This window comes from Dethiothermospora halolimnae, from assembly GCF_037577855.1.
In the GTDB taxonomy this organism is placed as follows: domain Bacteria; phylum Bacillota; class Clostridia; order Tissierellales; family VENL01; genus Dethiothermospora; species Dethiothermospora halolimnae.
In genome coordinates, this window is the sequence record NZ_JBAKFX010000033.1 from 1 (window position 1) to 26992 (window position 26992).

24 protein-coding genes and 1 pseudogene are annotated in these 26992 nt (G+C 30.8%); 22 read left to right on the top strand and 3 right to left on the bottom strand.

Features of this window, described 5'->3' with window-relative positions:
- Window positions 1-233: 233 nt before the first annotated feature.
- The 8 genes from V6137_RS13060 (at window position 234) to V6137_RS13095 (ending at window position 10459) form a co-directional block, all read left to right on the top strand.
- Window positions 234-1313, top strand: a complete 1080-nt coding sequence (locus V6137_RS13060) for an HD-GYP domain-containing protein (protein ID WP_425448389.1) — start codon at window positions 234-236, stop codon at window positions 1311-1313.
- 364 nt (window positions 1314-1677) lie between these two features.
- Window positions 1678-5178 (top strand): DNA polymerase III subunit alpha, encoded by a 3501-nt coding sequence (locus tag V6137_RS13065; RefSeq protein WP_425448390.1) that lies wholly within the window; start codon window positions 1678-1680, stop codon window positions 5176-5178.
- Window positions 5179-5289: 111 nt separating this feature from the next.
- Window positions 5290-5487, top strand: coding sequence for a hypothetical protein (locus V6137_RS13070; RefSeq protein ID WP_425448391.1), 198 nt, complete (start codon window positions 5290-5292; stop codon window positions 5485-5487).
- Window positions 5488-5583: 96 nt separating this feature from the next.
- Window positions 5584-6543 carry a 6-phosphofructokinase gene (gene pfkA, locus V6137_RS13075; protein ID WP_425448392.1) on the top strand — a complete coding sequence of 320 codons (960 nt, stop codon included), beginning with the start codon at window positions 5584-5586 and terminating at the stop codon, window positions 6541-6543.
- Window positions 6544-6555: 12 nt separating this feature from the next.
- On the top strand, window positions 6556-8313 hold the full coding sequence (gene pyk, locus V6137_RS13080) for a pyruvate kinase (protein WP_425448393.1): 1758 nt from the start codon (window positions 6556-6558) through the stop codon (window positions 8311-8313).
- A gap of 300 nt (window positions 8314-8613) precedes the next feature.
- A complete protein-coding gene (locus tag V6137_RS13085) occupies window positions 8614-9027 on the top strand; it encodes an acyl-CoA thioesterase (protein ID WP_425448394.1) in 414 nt (137 codons plus the stop codon).
- Window positions 9028-9039: 12 nt separating this feature from the next.
- Complete coding sequence (locus V6137_RS13090) at window positions 9040-9435, top strand: FxsA family protein (protein ID WP_425448395.1); 396 nt, start codon at window positions 9040-9042, stop codon at window positions 9433-9435.
- Window positions 9436-9448: 13 nt separating this feature from the next.
- Window positions 9449-10459 (top strand): aldo/keto reductase, encoded by a 1011-nt coding sequence (locus V6137_RS13095; protein WP_425448396.1) that lies wholly within the window; start codon window positions 9449-9451, stop codon window positions 10457-10459.
- A 225-nt stretch (window positions 10460-10684) separates the two neighbouring features.
- Here the strand turns inward: V6137_RS13095 and V6137_RS13100 are convergent, their stop codons facing one another.
- On the bottom strand, window positions 10685-12007 hold the full coding sequence (locus V6137_RS13100; RefSeq protein ID WP_425448397.1) for a GerMN domain-containing protein: 1323 nt from the start codon (window positions 12005-12007) through the stop codon (window positions 10685-10687).
- Window positions 12008-12149: 142 nt separating this feature from the next.
- Here V6137_RS13100 and rlmD point away from each other — a divergent pair, with 142 nt between their 5' ends.
- The 5 genes from rlmD to V6137_RS13125 all read left to right on the top strand — a co-directional run bounded on the left by rlmD (window position 12150) and on the right by V6137_RS13125 (window position 16558).
- Entirely contained in the window at window positions 12150-13514 is a 1365-nt protein-coding gene (rlmD, locus tag V6137_RS13105; RefSeq protein WP_425448398.1) for a 23S rRNA (uracil(1939)-C(5))-methyltransferase RlmD, read from the top strand.
- Window positions 13515-13609: 95 nt separating this feature from the next.
- Entirely contained in the window at window positions 13610-13861 is a 252-nt protein-coding gene (locus V6137_RS13110; protein ID WP_425448427.1) for an Rpn family recombination-promoting nuclease/putative transposase, read from the top strand.
- Window positions 13858-14478 carry an Rpn family recombination-promoting nuclease/putative transposase gene (locus tag V6137_RS13115; RefSeq protein WP_425448399.1) on the top strand — a complete coding sequence of 207 codons (621 nt, stop codon included), beginning with the start codon at window positions 13858-13860 and terminating at the stop codon, window positions 14476-14478. Before V6137_RS13110 ends, V6137_RS13115 begins: the two co-directional genes overlap by 4 nt.
- A gap of 308 nt (window positions 14479-14786) precedes the next feature.
- Window positions 14787-15014 (top strand): hypothetical protein, encoded by a 228-nt coding sequence (locus tag V6137_RS13120; RefSeq protein WP_425448429.1) that lies wholly within the window; start codon window positions 14787-14789, stop codon window positions 15012-15014.
- A gap of 326 nt (window positions 15015-15340) precedes the next feature.
- On the top strand, window positions 15341-16558 hold the full coding sequence (locus V6137_RS13125; protein WP_425448400.1) for an ankyrin repeat domain-containing protein: 1218 nt from the start codon (window positions 15341-15343) through the stop codon (window positions 16556-16558).
- 130 nt (window positions 16559-16688) lie between these two features.
- Here the strand turns inward: V6137_RS13125 and V6137_RS13130 are convergent.
- A pseudogene (locus V6137_RS13130) lies at window positions 16689-17105 on the bottom strand (helix-turn-helix transcriptional regulator); the annotation flags it as partial.
- A 73-nt stretch (window positions 17106-17178) separates the two neighbouring features.
- Window positions 17179-17361: a hypothetical protein gene (locus V6137_RS13135; RefSeq protein ID WP_425448401.1), complete on the bottom strand. Its 183-nt coding sequence runs from the start codon at window positions 17359-17361 to the stop codon at window positions 17179-17181.
- A 34-nt stretch (window positions 17362-17395) separates the two neighbouring features.
- On the opposite strand from V6137_RS13135, the gene V6137_RS13140 reads away from it, so the two are divergent.
- The 9 genes from V6137_RS13140 (at window position 17396) to V6137_RS13180 (ending at window position 26982) form a co-directional block, all read left to right on the top strand.
- Complete coding sequence (locus V6137_RS13140) at window positions 17396-17761, top strand: hypothetical protein (RefSeq protein WP_425448402.1); 366 nt, start codon at window positions 17396-17398, stop codon at window positions 17759-17761.
- A gap of 128 nt (window positions 17762-17889) precedes the next feature.
- The gene (locus V6137_RS13145) at window positions 17890-18234 is read left to right on the top strand and encodes a hypothetical protein (RefSeq protein WP_425448403.1); all 345 of its coding nucleotides are present in this window, start codon (window positions 17890-17892) and stop codon (window positions 18232-18234) included.
- Window positions 18235-19121: 887 nt separating this feature from the next.
- Window positions 19122-20066, top strand: a complete 945-nt coding sequence (locus V6137_RS13150) for an ATP-binding cassette domain-containing protein (RefSeq protein ID WP_425448404.1) — start codon at window positions 19122-19124, stop codon at window positions 20064-20066.
- A gap of 2 nt (window positions 20067-20068) precedes the next feature.
- Window positions 20069-20839: a hypothetical protein gene (locus V6137_RS13155; RefSeq protein WP_425448405.1), complete on the top strand. Its 771-nt coding sequence runs from the start codon at window positions 20069-20071 to the stop codon at window positions 20837-20839.
- A gap of 5 nt (window positions 20840-20844) precedes the next feature.
- On the top strand, window positions 20845-22089 hold the full coding sequence (locus V6137_RS13160) for a hypothetical protein (RefSeq protein WP_425448406.1): 1245 nt from the start codon (window positions 20845-20847) through the stop codon (window positions 22087-22089).
- A gap of 959 nt (window positions 22090-23048) precedes the next feature.
- Complete coding sequence (locus V6137_RS13165) at window positions 23049-23711, top strand: hypothetical protein (RefSeq protein ID WP_425448407.1); 663 nt, start codon at window positions 23049-23051, stop codon at window positions 23709-23711.
- Between the two features lie 731 nt (window positions 23712-24442).
- The gene (locus tag V6137_RS13170; RefSeq protein ID WP_425448408.1) at window positions 24443-25084 is read left to right on the top strand and encodes a DUF6273 domain-containing protein; all 642 of its coding nucleotides are present in this window, start codon (window positions 24443-24445) and stop codon (window positions 25082-25084) included.
- Window positions 25085-25291: 207 nt separating this feature from the next.
- A complete protein-coding gene (locus V6137_RS13175; protein ID WP_425448409.1) occupies window positions 25292-26434 on the top strand; it encodes a hypothetical protein in 1143 nt (380 codons plus the stop codon).
- Between the two features lie 71 nt (window positions 26435-26505).
- Window positions 26506-26982, top strand: a complete 477-nt coding sequence (locus tag V6137_RS13180; protein ID WP_425448410.1) for a pyridoxamine 5'-phosphate oxidase family protein — start codon at window positions 26506-26508, stop codon at window positions 26980-26982.
- Window positions 26983-26992: the final 10 nt, after the last annotated feature.

The following is a 26992-nucleotide window of genomic DNA, read 5'->3' on the forward strand; positions in this document are numbered from 1 at the left end:
TCAAATTTCATGTCTGCTCTCCTCGTATTTTATTTGTATATTTTAAAGATTCGACATAAAATCTAAAATTCCTTTTTGAGATTTTTTCCATTTCATTTTAATAATTATTTTTCATGCGATAGCCCTGTACAAAGGATAAAAAAATATATAAAAAATAAAAGGAATTTAAAGAAAAACATAGAATACAAGGAGTTAAAGGAAAAATTAACATAATAATATAAAAGGGGATTATCATGATACGTATACCTATAGAAAAGGCTAAAGATACTATGATATTGGGAAAGACAATTTATAAAGATAATGGAACTATACTTATAAACAGTGGTACAAAGCTTAAAGATAGATATATTTATAATATAAAAAAACATGGAATTACCCATATACATATTAAGAACGAAGAATCTGATTATGAAGAAATAGATGGTATTATAAAAGAAAATACGAAGAAAGAAGCCGTAATATTAACTAAAAAATTAATGTCTAAATTAAAGCTTTCTGATGATATAGATATAGATAAACTAAAAAGAGTTATAAATAAAATAATAGACGAATTATTATCAGAAGGTGATATATTAATAAGTCTTTTAAAAATAAAAGATATCGATGATTACACATTTACCCACTCTTTTAATGTATGTATATTGTCTTTGGTAACTGGCTTTTGTTTAGGATATAATAGGGAAGAATTGTTAAGCCTAGGGTTAGGTGCTATATTACATGACATTGGAAAGATGAGAGTCCCATCGAATATATTAAATAAACCCGATAGATTAACTGAAGAAGAATTTGAAGAAATAAAAAACCATACAGTTTATGGTTATGATATTTTAAAAGATAGAAAGGATATAAGTAATAATGTTGCAAGTATAGTTTTATATCATCATGAAAGGGTAGATGGTAAAGGATATCCAGAGGGTATTAAAAAAGAGGATATAAATGACTTTGTAAAAATAGTTTCCATAGCTGATGTATATGATGCATTAACAAGTGATAGAGTATATAGAAAAAAGTTAAAGGGACAACAGGCAATAGAATATTTAATAGCCATGTCAGGAACCCATTTCGATTATAATATGACTAATGAGTTTATAAAACATATTGTGGTGTATTCCTTAGGTCAAGGAGTAGAATTAAGCAACGGTGAAAAAGGATTTGTAGTTAAAGTAAATAAAAGTTTACCAACAAGACCAACTATAAAAGTGGTATACAACAGCAATAATAAAAAATTAATAAAACCCTATAGCATAGATCTAATTAATAATAATAGAATTACTATAGTTGATACCTTTGATAATGAAAAAAACGTTATATAATTTCTCTATATATAGATATTTTGATATAATAAAGATAGTGATAAGTCACTGTCTTTTTTTGTTAAAAAGAATTTATAATTAAAGATTTTAAATAAGTTTAGTTTTTGAGATATTCACAATGATTTTAACTTTTTAAGTATTTAAAATAAGTTAAGTTATTGATAAATTTAAGATAAATTAAGTTATTGATAAATTTAAGATAAATTAAGTTATTAATAGATTTAAGATAAATTAAGTTATTAATAGATTTAAAATAAGTTAAGTTATTGATAGATTTAAAATAAGTTAAGTTATCGACGGATTCGTTATAAGTTTAGTTGTTGGGGGATTCGTAATCCCCCAACTTGTCAAAGAGGTGAATGAATTGGAAAAAAAATTAAAAAACGAATTTGTCCATCTACATGTCCATACAGAGTATAGTTTACTAGATGGTGCATCTAGGGTGGATAAACTTATAGATAGAGTTAAAGAACTGGGAATGGATAGTGTGGCTATAACCGACCATGGTTCTATGTTTGGCATAGTTGATTTTTATAAAACCGCAACAAAAAAAGGGGTAAAACCTATCTTAGGATGTGAAGTATATATATCTAAAGGTAAATATACTGAAAAGAATTCAAAAAGGGATAAAAAACAAAATCACTTAGTTTTATTAGCAGAAAATAACGAAGGTTATTCAAATCTTATAAAAATAGTATCTGAAGGCTATGTTAACGGATTTTATTATAAACCTAGGGTTGATTACTCTGTCCTTAGAAAATATAGTAAAGGCATTATTTGTCTTAGTGCATGTCTAGGGGGAGAAGTACAACAATATCTATTAAATAACGACTATAATAGGGCTAAAGAAACAGCTTTAGAATATAGAGATATTTTTGGACAAGACAATTTTTATCTTGAATTACAGGATCATGGAATAAAAGAGCAAAAGATGGTTAATCAACAGTTAATTAATTTAAGCAAAGAAACTAATATACCATTGATAATTTCTAATGATGTCCACTATACAAATAGGGAAGATGCTAAATTTCATGATATATTATTGTGTATCCAAACAGGAAAAACAATAGACGAAGAAGGACGTATGAAATTTCCCACATCGGAATTTTATTTAAAATCTCCAGAGGAAATTAGAGAACTTTTTCCAAATATGAAAGAAGTTATGGATAATACAGTAAAAATAGCGGAAAGGTGTAATGTTAATCTAGACTTTGATACATTACATTTACCTAACTATGATGTGCCCGAAGGATATACCCATTCTGAATATTTAAGAAAGTTATGCTATGATGGGCTTAAAGAAAGATATGATAATATAACCGATGAAATAAAAGATAGACTTGAATACGAATTAAATGTAATAGAAAGTATGGGTTATGTAGATTATTTCCTTATAGTTTGGGATTTTATAAAATATGCAAAGGACAATGAAATTATGGTAGGCCCTGGGAGAGGCTCTGCTGCAGGGAGTATAGTTTCATATACATTAGGCATTATAGATATAGACCCTATTAAACATGGGCTTATATTTGAAAGATTCCTTAATCCTGAAAGGGTAACAATGCCCGATATAGATATTGACTTTTGCTATGAAAGAAGAGAAGAAGTAATAGACTATGTGGTTGAAAAATATGGAGAAGATAAGGTTGCTCAGATAGCCACATTTGGAACCATGGCAGCAAGGGGCTCTATAAGAGATGTAGGTAGAGTATTAAATATTTCCTATAGCGAAGTTGATACTATATGTAAACAGATACCCATGGAGATTGGAATGACCATTGACAAGGCCTTAGATGTAAATAGAAAACTAAGGGGTATGTATGATGATGACGAGAGAATAGAAGAGCTTATAGACCTATCTAGAGCCGTAGAGGGGCTTCCAAGACATACATCTACCCATGCCGCTGGTGTGGTTATATCTAAGGCACCTATAACTGAATATGTTCCGTTATCAAGGAATAAGGATGCTATAACTACTCAATTTACAATGACACAACTTGAAGAACTAGGTTTACTAAAAATGGACTTTCTTGGTCTTAGAACATTGACTGTTATAAGGGATGCAATTAACCTTATTGAGCATAATTATAATAAAAAAATAGATTTTTCTAATCTAAGTTATGATGATGAAAATGTATATAAAATGTTTGCTAAAGGTGAAACCTTAGGGATATTTCAGTTTGAAAGTACCGGTATGAGACATTTCTTAAAGGAGCTAAAGCCAAACTGTTTTGAGAATATAGTTGCTGCTAACTCCCTTTTTAGGCCTGGGCCTATGGACCAGATACCAACATATATAAAAAATAAAAACAATCCCGATAATGTAGAATACTTACATCCTAAACTAGAGCCTATATTGGATGTAACCTATGGATGTATTGTCTACCAAGAGCAAGTTATGAAGATATTTAGGGATATAGGTGGTTTTTCCATGGGACGTTCTGACTTGGTTAGAAGGGCCATGAGTAAAAAGAAAATGGATGTTATGGAGAAAGAAAGACAACATTTTATATATGGTAAAAAAGATGATGATGGTAATGTGGAGATAGTGGGAGCTATGGATAATGGAGTAAGTGAAGATATAGCAAACCAAATATATGATCAAATGATTAGTTTTGGTAAATACGCATTTAACAAATCCCACTCAGCAGCATATGCTTTAGTGGCATATCAAACGGCTTATTTAAAATATTACTATCCAGTGGAGTTTATGGCTGCATTAATAACCAGTGTAATGGGAAATACTAATTCAGTATCTTTATATATACAAGAATGTAAAAGGCTTGGTATTGACATATTGCCACCTGATGTAAATGAAGGATACTCTAAATTTACTGTATCAGATGGAAAGATACGATATGGATTAGCTGCTGTAAAAAATGTGGGAACATCTGCCATAGAGTCTATAGTAAAGGCAAGGGAAGAAAAAGGAAAATTCAAAAGCTTTATGGATTTCTGTGAAAAGGTGGATTCAACTGCATTAAATAAACGAACTGTAGAGAGTTTAATTAAAAGTGGAGCATTTGATTCATTAGGAGTATATAGGTCCCAGTTAATCTCAGTATATGAAAGAATATTAGATGGGGTCAGTAGAGACAAAAAAAGAAATATACAGGGCCAATTTTCCCTATTTGACAGTTTATCCGGTGGAGAAGACAAGTCTTTAAGGGAAGATGATTTACCAGATGTAAAAGAATTTCCAGAAAAGACTTTACTAACTATGGAGAAAGAGATGTTAGGGGTATATATAACAGGACATCCCCTATCAGAGCACGAAGAACAATTAAAAGAGATTTCAACTATCAATAGTAGTGAAATTATAGAACTTACTAATGATGAAAATGAGACTGCTACACCTACTAACTTTAAAGATGGAAGTACAGTTTATATTGGTGGAATACTTAATAGTGTAAAAAATAAGATTACTAAAAATAATAATATGATGGCATTTGCTACACTGGAAGATTTGTATGGTATGGTAGAGCTAATAATATTTCCTAAAACATATGATAAACATTCAAAGTTTATCCATGAAGATAGTATTGTTGTGGTAAAAGGTAGGTTAAGTATAAGTGATAAAGATGATATAAAAATAATATGCGAAAAAATAAAGCCATTAACATCAATAAAAAAGGAAAAGTTGTATTTAAAGATACCAAAGGATAAACCCTTGGACAAATTAGAGGATCTTAAAAAGATTTTTATTAAACATAAGGGAAATGTTCCCGTATATGTATATATAGAAAAAAATAAGAAAACAATAATGGCTGAAAGGGATTTTTGGGTAAATATTAATGATAATAAGGTAATAAATGAACTAGAGTACGAACTTGGTAAGGGCTGTGTAAAATTAAAAGGTGTATAAATATTAGTTACCTTAAGGTAACTAATATTTATACAAAATTATATAACATAATAATCATATATGTTATAATAGCAATATATGTCACAAAATACTTTTTTGTAGGTGGTAATAATGTGGACAGTTATATGCATGGCAGATGGAATTGATGAAGCAGAAAGAATAAAGCGTAAGTTAGAAGCTGAAAGTTTTTTAGTTAAGATCGAGAAATTTTCAAAAGAAGGAGAAAAAACAACTTATGCTATAAATGTTCCAGAGTTTGAGGCAGATGAAGTACAGGAAGTATTAATAGAACTAGGCTTAAATTATTAAAAGAAATAGTTGAGTTTTTATACTATTTTTTTATTTAATCGGGACAAGTTATGACCAAGGGGGACGTATTAAATATCAATAGAGGAGGTATTTGTTTTGAAAACAATAGGTGTTTTAACAAGTGGAGGAGATGCTCCAGGGATGAATGCAGCTATTAGAGCTGTTGTAAGATATGGTATATTTAATAATTTAAGAGTAATGGGTATTAAAAAAGGGTATAATGGACTTGTAAATGGAAATATAGAAGAAATGCAACTTTCATCTGTAGCAGATATAATACATAGAGGTGGAACAATATTAAGGACAGCTAGAAGTGAAGAGTTTAAAACAGAAGAAGGTATGAAAAAGGCATTAAATGTTATAAAGGTCTTTGGTATAGATGGTATTATTGTAATAGGAGGAGATGGGTCGTTTAAAGGAGCCCATAAGTTAAGTGAACATGGTATATCAACCATTGGGATTCCAGGAACTATAGATAATGATTTAGGTTATACTGACTATACAATAGGATTTTATACTGCAGTTAATACGGTATTAGATGCCATAAGTAAGATAAGGGATACATCCACATCCCATGGCAGAGCAAATATTATAGAAGTGATGGGACGTCATTGTGGAGATATAGCACTATATGCTGGTCTTGCAGGGGGCGCAGAAAGTATCATAGTACCAGAAGAAGAACTTAATGTTGATGATATATGTAAAAAGTTAATACAAGGTAGAAATAGGGGAAAACTACATAGTATAATAATTCTTTCAGAAAATATAGTAAATGCATATGAACTGGGAGAAGAAATTCAAGAAAAAACTGGTATTACAACAAGGGTAACAATTCCTGGACACATCCAAAGAGGTGGTAGTCCTGTTGCATTTGATAGAATAATAGCCAGTAATATGGGTGCAAGAGCTGTTCAGTTATTACTTGAAGGTAAAACTTCCAGAGCAATAGGAATAAAGGGCAATGGATTGATAGATAAGGGTATAGAAGAAGCTATTGCTGAAGAAAGTGATTTTGATAATAAGATGTTTGAACTTACGAAAATTCTTTCAATATAGGAGTGAATTAGTATGAAAAAAACTAAGATAGTTTGTACATTAGGACCGGCATCGGAAAGTGAAGAGACTTTAAGGGAACTTATGATAAAAGGATTAGACGTTGCTAGAATGAACTTTTCCCATGGAAACCATGAAGAGCATAAAAAAAGGATTGATTTAGTCAAAAAACTAAGGGAAGAATTGGATAAACCTATAGCCATAATGCTTGATACAAAGGGACCAGAAATTAGAACTGGAGATTTTGAAAGTGGAGAGGTCAATTTAAAGGAAAATCAAGAATTTACTTTAACAAGTAGGGATGTCCTGGGAAATGATAAAATATGTAATATAACATATAAGGATTTACCTAATGATGTTGTCAAGGGGGATATAATACTTATAGATGATGGATTAATAGAACTAGAAGTATTGGAAGTTTTAGATGATACTGATATAAAATGTATAGTAAAAAATCCAGGTCCTGTTAAAAATCATAAAGGAGTTAATGTACCGGGCGTTAAAATAAATCTTCCAGCTATAACAGAAAAGGATAGTAATGATATTAAGTTTGGTATAGAAAATGGTATAGACTTTATAGCGGCATCTTTTATAAGAAAGCCAGAGGATGTTATTGAAATAAGAAGGATACTAGAAGAAAATAATGCAGATCATGTTCAAATAATATCTAAAATTGAAAATCAAGAGGGTGTTGACAATATAACCGATATTATTGATGTTTCCGATGGAATAATGGTAGCAAGGGGAGATCTAGGAGTTGAAATAAAGCCTGAAGAAGTACCTCTTGTACAAAAAAACATCATAAGAAGATGTAATCTACTAGGAAAACCCGTAATAACAGCAACCCAGATGTTGGATTCAATGATAAGAAATCCAAGACCAACTAGAGCAGAGGTAACCGATGTTGCCAATGCAATATTAGACGGAACAGATGCTATAATGCTATCAGGGGAAACTGCAGCGGGAAATTATCCAGAAGAAGCAGTGGAAACCATGGCAAATATAGCCTTGAGAATAGAAACATCTACCGATTATAAAAAAGCTCAAAATACTAAGATCCTAGGTAAAGATATAACTGTTACAAATGCCATAAGCCATTCTACATGTAACACAGCAGAAAGCTTAGAAGCAGCAGCTATTATAACAGCTACATCATCGGGATACACAGCAAAGGCTGTATCTAAGTTTAGACCGGAAAGTCCTATTATAGCAACAACACCAGATAAAAAAGTAATGAGAAAGTTATCACTTGTTTGGGGAGTTTACCCTGTATTATCATCAGAAACTAATTCTACAGATGAAGTGATCGATACATCGGTTGAAGATGCTTTAAAGAAAGGGCTTATTAATCAAGGGGACCTAGTTGTTATAACGGCAGGAGTACCTGTAGGAGTTTCAGGAAGTACCAACTTAATAAAGGTGCATATAGTAGGAGAAGTACTAATAAAGGGAACTGGAATAGGAGAAAAATCAGCAACAGGAAGAACCTGCAAAGCTTCAGATGCTGAAGAACTAGAGATTAAGTTCAAAAAAGGTGATATATTAGTAACTATAGCCACAGATAGGGATATGGTGCCATATATGGAAAAAGCATCAGCAATAATAACTGAGCAAGGTGGACTTACATCCCATGCAGCTATAGTGGGACTTAGTTTAGGAAAACCCGTTATAGTAGGAGCAAAAGATGCCATGGATGAATTAAAGGATGGAGAAACTATAACCGTAGATAGTATTAGGGGACTTGTTTATAAAGGTGAAGCAAGGGTACTTTAGAAGTGCAGAGAATAAAGAATAGAGAATAAAGAATAGATATTGTAGGGATTGGATATATCCAATCCCTTTTACTTTGCCTTTGGCAGAGTAATTAAAAATATTGTAGCTCCGAATTCATTCGGAGGTTACTCTATTTATTCTTTATTATTTATTCTCTATTCTTTAATTTATACAGGGCGGCGGAAAAATCAGCTTGCTGATTTTATTAACTATTAACTATTAACTATCTACTGTCTTTATTTTCCCAAAACAAACTGATATAATTATACTAGATTATAACGAACAAAGGAGATGAGAAACATGGTTCATGATACAATAATAAGGGCGAGATATGCTGAAACTGATCAGATGGGGATAATATATCATGCAAACTATTTTACTTGGTTTGAAATAGGAAGAACAGAATTTTTTAGAAATTTAGGAATGGATTATAAAGACTTAGAATATAGAAATGTATTGTTACCAGTAATAGATGTGGGATGTAAATATATAACCTCAGCTAAATATGACGATGAGATAATTATTAGGACTAAGCTTTCAAAACTAAAGGGGGTAAAGTTAAAATACGAATATGAAATAATCAGGAAAGAAGACAATAAATTGTTGGCAGAGGGATATACATTACATGCATTTGTTGATAAAGATTTAAAACCTGTAAACTTTAGAAAAAAATATAAAGATGTTTGGGATTTATTAAGTAAAAATTTAGAATAATGGGGGATGGGTATGCTATTTAAACTAGGTTTACTTTTTACTGTAACACCTATAGTGGAACTATTTATCTTATTTCAACTTGCTAAAATAACAAGCTTTTGGCAAACTATAGCCATAGTTATTTTCACAGGAATAGCAGGGGCATATTTAGCTAAAAGTGAAGGAAAGATAATCATAACAAGAATAAAGGAAGAACTAAATCAAGGGAGACTTCCAGGTAATCAATTACTAAATGGCCTTTGTGTCTTAATAGGAGGAGCTTTATTATTAACACCGGGAATAATAACAGATATTTTAGGATTCACTTTAGTAATCCCAGGGGTTAGGGAATTTTACAAAAGTATTATCAAAAGAAAGTTTAAAAAGGTAATAGATAGAGGTGACTTTGATATTCGCTTTTTTAGATAAGGGGGGAAATATAATGGAGAAAAGAAAACTTGGAAAAACAGGATTTGAAGTGACATTAATAGGATTTGGGGGTATTCCAATACAAAGGCTCAAAGATGATGAAGCTTTAAGAATAATAGGTGAAGCTGTTAATCAAGGTATTAATTTTATAGATACTGCCACAGGTTATGGTAGAAGCGAAGAATTAATAGGATATGGTATAGAAAAGTATGGAAGAGATAAATTTTATATAGCCACTAAATCTCCAGTAAGAGATTATGATGGCATGAAAAAAGAAATAAATAAAAGTTTAAAAAGGTTAAAAACTGATGTTATAGACTTATATCAACTGCATAATGTTAGGACTGAGGAGCAATATAATAAAGTTATGGGAAAGGATGGAGCCTTAAAAGCCCTTAAAGAGGCTAAAGAAGAAGGCAAGATAAAAGAAATAGGTATCACCAGTCATGACCTACATATATTAGAGAAGACAGTTGATACAGAAGAATTTTCCACTATTCAGTTCCCATATAATCCCGTTGAGAGACGAGGAGAGGACTTATTTAAAAAGGCGAAGGACTTAGATATAGGAGTAATAGTAATGAAGCCTGTTGCCGGTGGAGCAATTAAGAATGTAAATCTCTCTTTAAAATTTATATCTGAAAATGAAAATGTATCGGTAATAATTCCGGGAATGGATAAGGTGGATCAGGTAATAGAAAATAGCAAAGTAGCTAAAGAATTCACTCAGTTGACTGAAGAAGAAAAGAGAATAATAGATAAAGAGGCCAAGGAATTGGGTTCGGAGTTTTGTAGAAGGTGCGGATACTGCGGACCATGTCCCCAGGGAATAGATATTCCCACTCAATTTATATTAGAAGGATACTATTTAAGGTATGATCTAGAGGATTGGGCAAAGGAAAGATATTTAGGCATTGATAAAAAAGCAAGTGACTGTATAGAGTGTGGTAAGTGTGAACCTAAGTGTCCATATGACCTTCCCATTAGGGATATGTTAAAAAGAGTATCTGAAAATTTAGGATAATATGCATAAATGAAGTAATTTTTGTGTATAATATATAATATATATTTGAATACCATTGGGTTTTCTGATTCTAATCTAACTTGCGCACATTTTATGTGCGCCATTTTTTTACCCGTTATTGGAGGATTTCATTTCCCATTCATTGTTAGGGAATTCATTTCTCATTCGTTGTTAGAGGATTCCTTTGTCACTGGTTGTTGGGGAATTCGTAATCCCCCAACCTAGTTAAACCTCCGGATTTATAAACTTAGGTCTCTCTAAAGGCTTAGAAATATCCAATCCAGCAAACTCACTCACAATATCATTATCCACCAATATATGAACCCTATTTACTCCTTCTATACTGGTAAATGAGAATAATATTGAATCTACCATCATTCGTTGTAAATTTTTATTACCATCATAACTATTTACCAAATTTTTATTAAAATTAAGCTTTAATATTCCATCACTAACAGAAAAATTCTTAATTTCCACATTATTAGGAATTGTATTAGAGAGATTGTCTGTAGATTTTTTTAACTTATCTATCATTTTATCTACTTTTTCTGTTATACTAAAATTATTATTTATTTCATATACGTTGTAACCTACAAGAAAGTATCTTTTGTAGTTATTGAAAGAGAGGTAGACTTTATTGTTTTTATTTAGTTTTATATTACTACTGATATCGTTGCCATTAAAAAATAATTTTTTTCTTTGGTTATCCACTAAAAATTTAATATGATCTATTCCAGAAATACTTGATAAAGATTTTAAAAAAGATTCCATGGCTATATTACTCCTAGTACTGGATTCTGTATATATCTTTTCATCAGAGGGTAAGTTTACATATGTGATACCTTTTTTGATTGTAATATAATTCACATTTCCAATAGGTGATGATGAATTTAAACCGGTACTATTGTCAGGCCCTTTTTGTAATTCCTTTATTGTAGTATTTAATGGTTTATTACTATACTTTACAAACCTAGTTACTCCAATAAGTTCATCGATTTTATTATCTTTGTCTGGGAAATAAAGGGTTAAAGGCATTTTTCCATCGGGAATTTTATTTGATGCAGGTATATATTTTTGATTTCCCATATATTTTAAGGTTAAAGTTAGAGGAGCTAGATGTTTCTCCTTTACATTGGCATCAATTATTATTTTATATTCACCGTTTGGAATGTTAAGATTTTCTTGAGATAAATCTAAGTTCATTATATAGGGTACATTTTTGGTAATGGATATTGAAGACTGATTATTAGCTCTATTAAAATTTTTAGTTTTAAATAGATTATTATTTTTATATATATTGGCTTTTATAATATGATCACTTGTAAGACTTAATTTAGTATTTTTATTAGAAGTAAATTTTAATGATATATTTTTAGGGTTATATAATGAATTACTATCTAGATCAGTTAATATGGAAATTTGGGATAAAGAAGATTCAGCTGTTTCAGAAGGAACACTATCAACAGTCGGACATAATGTTACGGAAATACCGCTTGCTATAAAAGCTATAATAAGAACAATTATTAAATTAGTTAAACCTTTAAACAATACAATCCCCCCAATATGCTTGTACTAAAAATACTCTTATTACTATTTTATATTAAAAAAGGGGAAAAATAAACACCTATTTCCAAATATACATTATACTACATATTTCGATATAAAATACATGAAGAGAGGAGATATAGATATGAGGATTCCTGTTAAGAAAAATGAAATAAAAAAAATTGAAATTATTGACTTAAATCATAGGGGGCAGGGAGTAGCTAAAATAGAAGGATTTACAATATTTATAGATGGAGGTTTACCAGGGGATAAAGGGGAAGCTAAAATAATTGATGTAAAAAAGAATTATGCCAAGGGAAAAATGATATCCATAACTGAACCATCAAAAGATAGAACTGTCCCTAAATGCCCCATATCTGGTATGTGTGGAGGTTGCCAACTACAAGGTTTAAGTTATGATGCCCAGCTAGAGCTTAAAACCAATAAAGTGAAAAATGACTTAAAAAGAATTGGTAATATTGAAGATGTAACAATACACGACACAATAGGTATGGATGAACCCTTTAACTATAGAAATAAGGCCCAGTTTCCTGTAAGAAAGGGGAAAAAGGGTGTAAACATAGGATTTTATGAAAGGGGAAGCCATGATATAGTAGACACAAAATCATGTATAATACAACATAGTTTAAATGATAAAGTTTTAGAAATAGTAAAGGAGTATATGAACAAATATAATATAACCTCCTATGATGAAAAATCAGGGAAAGGTATAGTAAGACATGTATTAACTAAAACTTCTTTTAAAACAGAAGATATGATGATTGTTATAATAACAAAGGGAAATAAACTACCCCACAAAGAAAAGTTAATAGACTTAATAAAAGAAAGTATCCCTAATGTAAAAAGCATAATACAAAATATAAATAATAAAAAAACCAACAGAATACTTGGTAATAAGTGGATAACCCTTTGGGGTGATGATAAGATTGTGGATTATATACAAGATTTAAAGTTCAACATATCGGCAGAATCATTTTTTCAAGTAAATCCAATACAAACTGAAGTACTATATAATAAAGCCCTTGAATATGCAGATTTAACTGGATATGAAACTGTATTTGATCTATACTGTGGAATAGGAAGTATATCATTATTTTTAGCTAAAGAAGCTAAAAAAGTGTATGGAATAGAAGTTGTGGAAAAGGCAATACAGGATGCAAAGGAAAATGCAGAGCTAAATAATGTAGAAAATGCAGAATTTTACGCTGGCACAGCAGAGGAAGTATTCCCAAAACTATACAGCGAAGGAATAAAGGCTGATGTAGTAGTAATAGATCCCCCTAGAAAGGGATGTGATGAGACAGTGTTAGATACTATAGTAAAGATGGCTCCTAAAAAAGTAGTATATGTATCCTGCAACCCATCTACTTTAGCAAGGGATCTTAAGTATTTAGGGGAACATGGATATGGGGTCAAAGAGGTGCAGCCAGTGGATATGTTTCCTCATACGATGCATGTTGAAGCCGTAACACTACTTGTGAAGAAGTGAAAGGACTGAAAAAGTAGATTGGATAGGTTATACTTAATTAGACAGCAAAGGTAATTTAAAATATGATATAATTAAGTTAGAAAGACGGTGATACTATTAAAGATAAAGTAAATAATGAACATGACTTAGGATATAAACATATACTTTCTAACAAGAAAAATTTCATAGATTTCCTTAAGGGATTTATAAAAAAAGATTGGGTAAAATTAATAGAAGAAAAGGATTTAATACTAATAGATAAAGAGTTTATTTTAGAAGATTTTAAAGAAGAAGAGGCAGATATAGTATATAGAGTAAACATAGATAGAAAGATGAACTTAATAATACAGAAGATAAAGAAAAAATGAGAAAGACCTATAGGTTACCAGCAATAGTACCGATAGTACTATATAACGGCAGAAGTAACTGGACAGCTGCAAGAAACTTTAAAGAAATATTAAAGGGATATGAATTATTTGATGAAAATATAATAGACTTTAGATATTTATTATTAGATGTAAATAGAATGGAAAAAGAAGAATTATTAGAAATAGCAAACATAGTAAGTTCAGTATTTTTACTAGACCAAGATATAGAAGTTAAAGAGATAGTAAAAAGATTAAAATTAATAGGAAGATTAGTAAGAAAGGGTCCAACAAAGGAACAAAGAAAGACATTTAACAGTTGGCTTAAAAATGTATTAAAAAATAGATTTACCAAGGAAGTAAGTGAAAATGTGTTTAAAGTACTTATTGAAACATCAGGAGAGGAGGATGATGATATGGTAAGTAATTTAGGCAGAAATATAGAACGAGCATTAAAAGAAGAAAGACAAGATGGAATAGAAAAAGGAATGGAAAAGGGAATAGAAAAAGTCGCAGTAGAAATGATACTAGATGGAGAAAGTAATGAGAAAATAAAAAAATATACAAAATTAGATGATATACAAATTGAAAAATTAAGAAATAAAATAACAAAAAATTAAAGTTAAAGAGATAGTAAAAAGATTAAAATTAATAAAAATATTAATAAAACAAGGGCTAGAGAAAAGACCTTATTTCATAGTAGAGATAAGGTCTTTTTAAATCTTATTTAAAGCTTCTAGGCTCATATATTTCAACTATTTCCATAGTCTTACTTGGTATGTTTTGACAGCGCAAATTCAATATGGCAGGGGGTGAACCTAGATACATTTTATTAGGGGTTGATAGGGTTACTTTTTTTGAGGAGAACATACAATGACATTAGGTTGGTATCTTTCCTCAATAACGATGTAATAAATTTGGGAAAAAGGTGTATGGGCATAAAACGGTTAACAACAAGTTAGTAAGTAATGCAAATATCAAAATATGCGACAACTTTGTTGACAAACACAGTGTAGAAACATATGAAAAAGCAAAAGAAAAGCACCCTGAAAGATGGTCTAAAAATACTAGAAATTGGACGTTACCAGAATATGTAGCACTTAATCCTATAAAGGAAAAAGAAATTAAAGATGCTATTAATTATCAAAAAGCTTAGAACCCATCTAGATAAAGATTTGGCGAAGCGAACCATTGATATGGAGAGGCATACATGGTAGCCTATTAAGAAGGCTGTACCTCTATTCACATCTGCCTACAGGTACAAAATCCATATATGTAGAGGCTCCATGTCAATGGCGAATCGGGAACGAAGAAATTATACCTTTTTCAAATTAAATGCGACAACTTACTTGACAAACACCGGCTTTCATAATAGATCAATTTTATGACGGTAGTAAACTTACGAAGTTTCTTTTAGAAAGAGGAGTAGACATTAACGTTACAACAGGGGCATTTAAAACTAGAATTGAACACTTCTTAACAATGTGGGATTATTTTGATGATGATAGATGTATTTTATATTTTGAGTTACTACAAAAATATAGAAATGAGGATTTGAATTTAAATGTAAAGACAAATACAGGTGCCAATACTGTTTTATCAGCAGCCCAGCATTGTAGAGCTAAATTAATTAAATGGTTAATAGATAATGGTGCAGATCCTTTTATGATTGGAGGACATGATAATTCAAATGCAATTGATAGAGCGATTACTGTATGGCCTGATAAAGATCCACAAGCAAGAGTAGAGAATGTAAAAGTTTTATTAGAAGCTGGACTTGATATTGAAATTACGAATCCACAAAGTCAAACACCATTAATTGCAGCAGCTGAAGTAGGCGCTTTTGATGTTGTTGAATTCTTACTCAAAAAAGGGGCAGATGTGAATGCTTTAACCAATGAAGGAGAAAATGCTATTTGCTTTGCTGTAAAGGGAAATTATGATTACCAGTTTACTAGAACATCAGAAATGAATGAACAGAATAAAGTAAGGGTTATCAATCTGCTTTGTGAATATGGTGGAAATATAGATTGTATATCTTTAGATGGATTAACACCTTTAGGATATTCTATCTGTTTCAAGTACAATCAAATATTTGAAAGGCTAATAGAATTAGGTGCGAATATAAACTTGAAAGATTCTTTTGGGCTTACACCACTTATGAGAGCATTGGCATATAACAATAGGAATGCAAAGCGAACTCTATTATCTCAAAGCAATATAGATTTAACTTTGGAAGATGAAAATGGGCAAAATATTTTATTTTACTTAGTAAGAGAAGATGATACTACTGAAAATGTTGCTAAATTTTTAAAGTTTGTTACTAATTTTAAAGTACCTTATACCAAAAATAATTTCAATGAATATCCATTATTTTATGCAGTAGAAGGTAAGCGCCATTTTACAAAGAAAATCTTAGAAATTAATAATGATATAAACTGTGAGGATTTAAAAGGAGCTACACCATTGTTGATTGCTTGTGGTTTTTATGTAGATAATGCTGAAGATTTTAATTTTAATATCCAAAAAGAAATTATAATGATGCTAATAGAAAAGGGAGCCGATATTAATTATAAAAACACAGACGGATTGACTGCGATGGATATAGCTGAAAGACTGAATAATTCTTCTTTAATAAACTTTTTAATATCTAAGGGGGCAAAACCTAAACGTAAAATTGGATTTCACCATAATATATAGTGTAGCATTTAAATATAAGCAAGGACAAGAGGGCTGTCCACTTGTCCTTCTGTATCGCCGCAAGATCATGTTTCTTCTATTCATATTGAAGCTGGCATATTTACAATTAAAGTTACAGTATAATGATGTATTAGTTTCCTAAATATATATTTACTATATCTCTAGCATTATTTATAACGAAATTTCTAAGTAGCTCTGGTGACAAAACTTCAACAGTATTTACGTACTCAATAATTCTTTTGCATACATTATCATATGTATATAAATTTACTAGGATTATGTCTTTTTTATTAGGTTGTAACTGTTCAATAATATCCATCTTACTTAATTCTTCTTTGGTAATAGATAATAATCTTAAAGTTACAGGATAAAAAGGAACATTAGATAATAGATCCTTAAAACTTACTATCAATTTTTTCCAAAGAGATTCTAGATTAAAATCACTAGGAATTGAAAATGTATCCTCAAGTTTAAATGCTTCTGTTATTCTATTGCACTTAAAAACCCTCAATGCATTTTTATTCTCACAGAAAGCAACAAGGTACCACTCTGATTTTTTTAGATTGCATTAATGCCTTTCTAAGTATATCAAGGTATGGTAGGTCAATCTTATCCTCCCATCAAGAATCTGAGTCGAAGTGAAAATGTTCCTTTGCTTTTTCAATATCATCAATATATTTTTGTGGAACTGTATTTTCTAATTTTAAAATTGCATTCTTAAGATTAGTGTTTGAATTTGTATATTTGGTAGGATGTAAGCCCATTCCACTTAGATATAATGTTAATAATTCATCAATATTCATTGTTTTAATAAATATGGATGGAGGAATTAAGGATATGAAACATGAATTAGAGATGACAAAGCCGGATTATCTAATTGGAGATTGGCCAAATAAATATAAATGGTTTTCTTGGTTAGAGTATGTAGTAAGTGTAACTAATCCAATATTCTTGGTAACTACTTTAAAAACAAGCGGTAAGGCTAATGCTAATCTACAATCTTGGGGATTATTATTAGGTGAAGAAGGTGAATATTGGTCATTAATGGCCATTAAAAAAGGGCAACATACATATGAAAATATACTGAGTGAGAGGGGGTGGTGTATTGACTATCCATCTTATAAAGATTATCCTAAATGCTTTGAAATAATTTATAGTAATGGTACAAGTGTAGATGAGATAATTTGGGATAGAGGAATCTAGGACGATAAAAACACCATGAATAAAGGAAAGTCTAATAAATTTAGAATGCAAATTCAAATGGAAAAGACCACTTTATAATAAGAGTAATTGGTATTTGTTTGCAGGTGAAATAACACATGTTGTAATAGATGATAGTGTTATTACCTCTGAGCCAAAAGAATGGAAATCGACTCTATAATGGATACATGGAAGCTTCTAGCTCTGAGCATCTAAGAATATATATTGCATTAGGAGAAGTATATAGACTTATTCATAGTAAACAGAGTGATTGGGCTGGTATTTGGGATGGAGATCTTACTAAAAAGAAATATCCAATTCATCCATCTGAGTTTTATAGAAATGCTGAGATTTATAATGGTAGTAATAAGTATTTGTTTAATAATAATATAATAAGTAATGAGCTATATGAAAAGATTTGCTCCCTTTGGGATGAAAATCTTTCTTATATGAAACAAAGACCTAATTCATTTTAGTCCTTTCCCTTGGAGTATTTATAACCTATCCAAACTCTAAAACGCGCGAGTATTGACAAGCACATTCATTTAAGATACAATTTATGCATAACTCAATGGTATATAGTGTAAAATCTACATACTATTGCTGTTGGTGTTAAATTTAAACTAAAAGCAAAGGAAGATAAAATTTATGGAAATAAAGATGACAAATAAAGATTTGCTTGATGAAATTTCAAGTGATCAATTTGATGAATCTTCATGTGAGCTGCCGACTCCATGAACATCTTTCATTAAAGAGGCAGTTTTCCTTGCAAAATGCCGTAGTTGACATGATAAGTCAGTATTAAACCTAAAGTATGAGAATAAGAATAAATTTTTGATAAGTCCACTTTAGGACGCACAGGTGATTTATCACTCAAAGGTTTAAAGTTAATAGTAAATTTAGGGCATCTTAGTCCGGTGTCTTTTTAAAACGGTTTTTTTGCTAAATGAAGTAGAACATACTTTACATTTGTACTGACCACGACTTACATTATTGTTGTAAAGATGGATGTGTGGTGCATTACACTTTGGGCAGTAAATAGAGTCTTTAACAGAAGGTTTATTTTTACAATGTTTAATTGGCTTAATTAGTTTACCAGCTGACTCAGCTTCTTATAAGAAGAAGTTTATAATTTAAAGTTTGGAATTTTTCTATTAATAGGTTGTTTCTCATTAACTTTCAGGTTTTTATAAGGCTTATTAATGGGTGGTTCTTCATATATAAATTTGTAAAAATAAAGGTTTTGTCAAGTTTTTGCGATAAAACTTTTGATAAAACCTAAGCTTGAGTATCGATGAAATATATATGAAAGCATATACTTTAAAAATCTCTAAAGCTAGGATAAGGTAAAGGAGGTGATATGTTGAAGGGTTTATGTTTAAAAGAACTATCAAAAACATATAAAGGAAAAGTTGATAATATTGCATTGAAAGAAACATCGGTGTGTTATCATGAAAATCAAATTATTGGCTTGCTAGGTGATAATGGTGCAGGAAAAACAACTTTACTAAAAAGTATTATTAATATTGTTTATCCAACAAAAGGAACAATTTATTTTAATTCTAAAAATCTACAGACGATGAGAAGCAAAGAGAAGGCTAAATTAGTTTTTTTTGTTGCTGAAGGAACAAGAAGTTTATGGTGGCGTTTAACCGTTATTGAAAATATTAGGTTTATGTGTCAAATGATGTGGGGGAACTGGGATTCTGTGAAAAGTAGCTTAGATTCGTATCTTGAAGTTTTTGGTTTAACAGATAAAAAAGATGTCTTAGTTGGAAAATTATCAAGAGGGCAACAACAAAAAGTATGTATATTGTTAGCTGTTGTATCTGATTCTCCTCTGGTGATTATGGATGAGCCCACATTGGGGTTAGATGTTTCGTCTCGACAGGAAATAGCTGAAATGATACTTGCTGCTAAACATAAGTCTAAAACTAAAACATTTATTATATCATCTCATGATATGGACTTTGTTGCTAAGGTAGCAGATCGTATTAGTATCCTTAAAGAAGGTAAGCTTATAGCTAATGGGACAATAGCAGAACTACAAGATTTACTGCAAAGAAAGTATACACGTTTTTCTATCATGGATGAACTTAATGACGAGCAAGCTCGTTTTTTACGGTCTGAGTTTGATATAAAAAAAATAAACAAAGAGAACGGGAAATTATTTCTTGAAGTTTACGACGACCTATCTCTGAAAAATAAGATAATTGACTATTTAAGGAATCAAGGCATTTATATCGAGTCTATCCAGGAGCACGATGGAAGTTTGGAAAGTTTATTTGTTGAATTGCAGAGGGGGTAAATATGAGAATATTTCAAATTTCAAAAGCAATTATTTATAAAGAATTTACTGTTACTATACGCTATAAAATTCAATTAGTTTCAGGCTTTGTTTTTTTATTAGTGACCTTAATAGGATTAGTTCTGGGAGGTAATCAGCTTTTAGGGAATGCAGAGAATGATGGAACTGCGTTAAGTTTACTTAGTGGTTTTCTTTTGTTTTTTCTTACAAATTTATGTATAAGAAATCCATCGGGAGAGTGTAGTACAGCAACTAACGAAGGAAATATGGAGACACTTTCTATGTTTTCTATTCCATTATATACATACTTATCCTTACAAACGTTCTTCAAGACTTTAGCAAATATTGGAATATTCATAGGTGTTGGGATTGTTGCTTCCTTATTGTTAGGCATCAATTTTATGAGCATAGATATGCTTGTGCTTATACCTTTCTATTTTTTATCTCTTTTAAGTGGAATAGGACTGGGGTTGATTTTGGCCGGTATGCAACTGTTATATAAAAAAGTAGACTATATTATAAGTTTAACTACTATTGGAATATCTCTAGCTTTAGCTTCATCACCACAAACTAATTCATTTTTTATTGAAATTATTCCCATGAAAGCTTTTGTAACTATGTTTAAGGATATATCTGTGGATAAAAATAGTCCTCAAATAATGAGTATGCTAGCAATTCTAGTGTCAAGTCTGTTTTTTTATACACTTGGTGTTTTAGTGTTCAATACAATGTTAAAAAAAGCAAAAATAAAAGGTTGTTTAGGAGGTTATTAGAATAAATGTTAAATGCAAAAATTCATACAGCTAATGGACTACCAAACTGGTCTCTGGATAAAATAGATGATCTTTTATCAATTACGACTATAACGGGCATTGATAGAAATTTTTTATTAGCTTTACAGGTTCATATACCTGCTGTGGATAATTCAGGTATAGGGCACCTTCTTGAACATATGATAATTGTTAAAACAAAAGAACTTGTAGAAAAAAATATACCTTTGAAAAGTGATACATTTATTACAGGTGTGACATACCCAAACCATGTTGTTTTTTATATTGGAGCGCAATCCTTTATGGAATTTAACATTATTGTCGAGGCATTCATTGAAGTATATTCATGTCTATCAGGATGTGGTAAAATATATACTTCTCTAGTAGATGATGCAAATGATCCTAATTCCATCATTTCAGAATTAAGGCGTAGAGAGAAAGAACGAATTAGCGTTATTTGGCAAAATTTTTATACAAAAATATTTGCTGATACAGAATATCGCTATAACTCAGGGGGACATTCGACAAAGCTAAAGAATAGATCATTCGAAGAAGTAATTCAGTTTTGGAAGGATCATTGCTTTTCAAAAGTGGAAATAGTTATGTCTGCACCACAATTTGAGGACAAAATAAAAGTCAAATTGTTAAAATTGTATAATTCACGAAAAATAGGAATGAAAAAAACAAAGCTGAATTTTAAGAATAGCATTCCTCCTATTTGCTATAACCGTTATGAAACTAAACATGACAGTAGTTTTTCTTATGGGATGGGTATTGTAAATAAAAAAAATTTTAGAACTGAATATATAGAAAGCTTACTATTTAATGTTGTTTCTAGTAACAATAAAGTAAAAAGAGGATTGGATTTTTTATATGAAAATGCTACTCCTTATGGTATGTTTTACTTTGGAATTCACACTAAAAAAAGAAAGAATGGGATAAAAGCAGATATTTTGTTCGATTTATTGTTGCAAATAGTAATGGAAACAAATGAAGATTTTATAGAAAAAATATCTAGAGATATAACAAAGCGATTACAGGTCTTAGATCTTGATGATAGACAAAAATGTATAGAGTTGGCCGCTCGTATTTTACAAAGATTTCGCCGTAATCAAGATTTGGATAAATCAATCATTTTACCAGAATCCCATGTATCTTTTGATGGTCATCATCTTAAAGGAGAACTTTTGGATTTTATTGAAGTTTTTAAAGGTGATGCTGATAACAAAGAGATTTTGTTTTGTTATCAATAGTAGTTACAAATAATAGGTCCCAGAGATCATATTACAAATTAAATATAAAAGAATCTTTCTTTAGTACACATTTTACCTTTATTAGACATGATAATCCTCCAATTCAATTTTATTTATTATATTATGTCCGAGTTTTTACTGTCTAATTAAGTATAACCTATCCAAATAGTGGAAATCACATTAAAAAGGTCTAAAAATGTGTATAAAAATAAGACTTGCTATATGATATGGTATGTGGGAACACGTTAGAAATGGGTAGATTTTTAGTTTTGAAAATTGAAAATAGGTAGCGAAAAATCCTGAATTTCAATGAGTTCAGGGTTTTTTTAGTGGAGTTTTATGTACATTGGTTTAGGATTAATACCCTAAATATATAGACAAATATAAAAGATAAAGATATAATAATTTAAAGGGGTGGATAATAATGGATATGAAAATTGATAACTTAGTTCCACTTTATGCATTATGTACTGATTTAGAACATTTATTTTCGGTTGTTTAGAAAAACAGAAAAGTAACTCTATTTAAAGCTAATGATATTCTTTATATAATTTTTAAATACCATTAGCTATCTTGTTAATTCAAATATTCTATTTAGAGCAGAAAACTTAATACTTCATGTATACTTAAGGTTAGTTGAAACATCAAATGATAATTATGCTGAGAACAAGGGTTTATCAGTAAAACAATGAATCAAAGGCCAATTTAGGCCTATACATGAATTACACGACATATGATCCGATTCTTGATGAAAAATATACAGAATATAAATACTTACCCTTATGTATGGTTGGATACCCTAATAGAAGTATATCTAGCTTGGAAGTTTGTTCAGAATAAAAATATATTTTAGATGAATATCTTAGGGAGTGTGCAAAGGTAATTTTATGAAAAAATAGTAGTAAGTATTAGATATTTTGGTAAAATATTAATTAAATAACAAAAAAGGAGAATGTTTAATGAGTAAAAAAATTTTAGGTATTTCATTAAGTATAGTTATGTTACTATTGTTGTCTTTAGGTACATATAAAGCAGAAGGGGATAGAGTTGTGGAGGAAGAAAACAGTATTAGTACAGTTACTATTGAAGGTATTGATTGTAATATAACAGTGGAAGAGTCTGATAATGATAACTTTCAATATAATTATGATACTAATATATTTCAAGTTTCTACTACAAAATCAACTTTAGATGATGTAAAAATTACCATTAAAACAAAAGAAAATGCTGAACCACAGTTTAATGACAGAGTTTATATTTATATACCAACTAATAAAATAAGTAAACTAGATGTTATAAGTTCTAATGCCGCAATTGGTCTTGCTAAAATAAATACTGAATTAAATATACAAAATAATGAAGGAGTAGTAAGTTTTTATGCTTTCCAAGGATTGACCAATGATATTAACTATACAAGTCAAAATGGTGTTGGGACATTAAAGATTGTAAAAGAGGCAAATAATTATTCTTTTAATTTAACAAATGATGCTTCTGTAGTGAGTATCCCGTTTTCCGATTATAAAAGCTTTAGCTCTAGGTATATACATAAAGAAGGAGAAGGTTCTGTAGATATTAATATTGATTTACAAGAAAGTGTATTTTCTCTACTGTTAGATGTATAAGAGGATGTTTTAATTCCAGCTAGAATGTCAAGCAGTTTAACTACACCTGGTCCATGGAATGATTCAAGTGGATGTACTTTAAGAGAATTTAATACATATTAAAATAAGTAACTATTAATAGAGGAAGAAATATAATGAAATATCGAAATTCTGTTATAAATTTAATGAACCAGTATATCTTAGTAAGAATGGTCAAGGAGATTTATCTGTTATGAGTATTGAGACCTATGAAAAGCTCGTGGGCAAATTTGAATTATATAACTTAATTGATGAAGGTACTAAAACTCAGGGACAGTTCATTTAAAAATACTAAGTATATAAATTAAAACTTCGGCCATAACATCATCTATAAAAAAATAAGGGTGTGTAATAGAGAGAAAATAAGAAAAGTACAAGCTTTTATAATGAACTGTCTCTAATTGGTAGAAAAGAGAAATTAGAGTGGGTGTAAAGATTATTCAATCAACTAAAGAATTAAACAGAAGAAAAAAGTATGTGATTATATGTATTGCTATCAAGATTTATCAGAGAAATAAGTACAAGAGAAGATAATAGACTAGCTGAATATAGAGTGTAATTATGATGCGCAAAAGTTTCAGAAGATTTTGAAATAATATGGTATAATACAAATGTAGTTTCAATTGATTTACAAACTTACCTGTTTTTATTTTAGGAGAAGGTTATATGTTTACAATAGGAGAATACATATTTCAAAGAAAGAGGTGCTTAAAATGGAAGATATTAAAATCGGCTCAACATTATTATTCGGTGGTTATAATTGGTGTGTGCTTGATATACAAAACAATAGGGCTTTGATTTTAACTAAAGAAATTATAGAACAACACCCTTACCATGATACTTATAAAGATGTAACATGGGCTGACTGCGCATTAAGAAAATATCTTAATGGCAAATTTTATGACAAATTCAACACAACTGATAAATCAAGAATAATTCCAGTAATAAATAAAAATCTTGATAATCAGTGGTATGGTTCAAGAGGGGGAGAAGATACTCAGGATTACATATTTCTTCTGAGCATTGAAGAAGTAGTGTGCAAATATTTCGGTGACAGCAGTAAAAACCTTGAAAACCCCAGCCCCAAACAACGATACTGGTTTCAAAGGAAAGACAAAAACAACAACAAGAGAAGATCAACCTTTGATGGGTATGTATGGTGGTGGTGGCTTCGGTCGTCCGGGCGTGACAATAGAAGAGCTGTATATATCCACGGTGACGGTAATATAGGCATTCAGGGAAACGGCACCTTTCGCTACAGTAGCAAGACGGTTCATCCTTCAACAGGGGATAATAGCGGTGGAGTTCGTCCCGCTCTGTGGCTGATGTTGGAAGTAAATAATAAGGGAGGGTAAGCAAGGGGACTATTAATTTGTCTTGTGGAGAATACACTTTAAATTTTTAATAAAAAAAGATGAAGAAATATATAGCTTTGGCAACCATGAGACCTTTACCTAGGAAATGGTTGAAGGAATAGGAAAAACAGTATTTATATTTTTAAATATGACATACTGTTGTCGTATTAGAAACGGTATAATAATAAAAACGAAAGGAGGAAAAAAATGAGCACACATCATGGCGGACCTGTAACACTAAAACCCATAGGTGAAATCGCTAAATATATAAAAAACTTGATACCGGCGAATATACCTGAGACTTATGGGCTGAAGCCCAGGTTTGAAAACGTTGCAAGGGAAGAAAATATACGACAAGGGGTTATTGCCTTTAGGAATTTTTTATATTTATTTTGTGACCGCTTAATCTCAGATGGACATCTATATGTCAAGGCGAAAAAAAATCCAAAGAGTGCCACAGATTATCCTTTTTTATATAATATTACAGACCTTTTAGCTGACATAGGTTATCATAGTGAACTGTCTGAAAGGGGTGATTCATTATTAATAACTGAAATACCATCATTTACTGCCTCAATTGATGAGAAAGGAAATATAAAGAAGCCTAAAAACTCTGCTTCTAAGCTACTTAAATGTTTGCGGTTTTTAACTTTATGTGGTTTTGTTTTTACTGGTATTGATTTAAAAGCAAAGAGGCTTAAGATTTCGGAAGTACAATTATTAGAAGTATCATATCCCAGTGATCCCATTTTGTTGACAGGGTTAAAAGTTATGGCGATTGCAGATATAGAGCTGCGAAGGAAAAGGTATAAGAACGACCATAATCACGATAATCTTCTGCGGTGTGATTATAGGTTAATAAAAGCAGAAGATACGGATGAACTCGATGTTTTGAAAGATTTTTTACATCCCTTACCTGAAAAAGTCCAAAAGCTGGCATTAGAATTACATAGGCGCTATATAGATATGGGAATGACTTGCGTAACGATCATATCAACATTCGAAGTTCATTTTGCTTATTCATATGTGAAGAATAGCCGGAGGGTCTTATCGTCACGGGAAGTATATCAGCGAAGAGTATGGGAGTTTGCCTTATCTACGAGAGATGGTTATTGTTTAGTTATAAGAGCCAAAAAAACGGATAAATATGGGGATGTTATTGAAAAATTCCCTTTATCTTTACAGGAAAAAATTGCAAAGGGGTATGGTTGTGATAGGAAGCTGCATAATGAACCCTGTCAGCGGGGTTGTCAGGGGTTTCGCATATCTTTGGATGACTCAATATTAGATATCAGCAGGAGTATTGAAACATGGCTTGATAATGAGGTGTCGTTTAAATTAAGAAAATGAGCGCTTGCTGTGTGATTAGCGGAAAAGTGTTTAAGTTAAAAAAATTATATTTTGAATGGAGGAAATTAAAAATGAGTAAATATGAAAATGCAATCAAACTTATGGAGGAATTCTGTGGAAATGGTAAAGACAATGTTGTTGCCCTTGCCACAATATCATTGTCGCCCAATGATGCTGGCAATCCCCGACCTGCTGTTCGCATGGTTGATGCATATTATGAAGATGGGGTATTTTATATTTCTTCAGCTTCGTGGAAAAATAAAACACTGGAGATTGAGAAGAACAATGAGGTATCTATTTGTGGATTAGACTTGTTCACTGCTCATGGTATAGCTGAGAATCTCGGCTGGGTTAAGGACGAGAAGAATGCAGAAATCAGAGCCAAGATGAAAAAAATCTTCCCATGGTTTGACGATCACGGTGGCGAGGAGAGTCCAGATTCAATCGTTCTGCGTATCACCCTCACAGAAGGAAGGATTACTGACAACGAAAAAAAATACGGCGAATGGCAATATAAAGTTGATTTTGTGAATAAGACGGCGAAGTAAGTCAATGTGT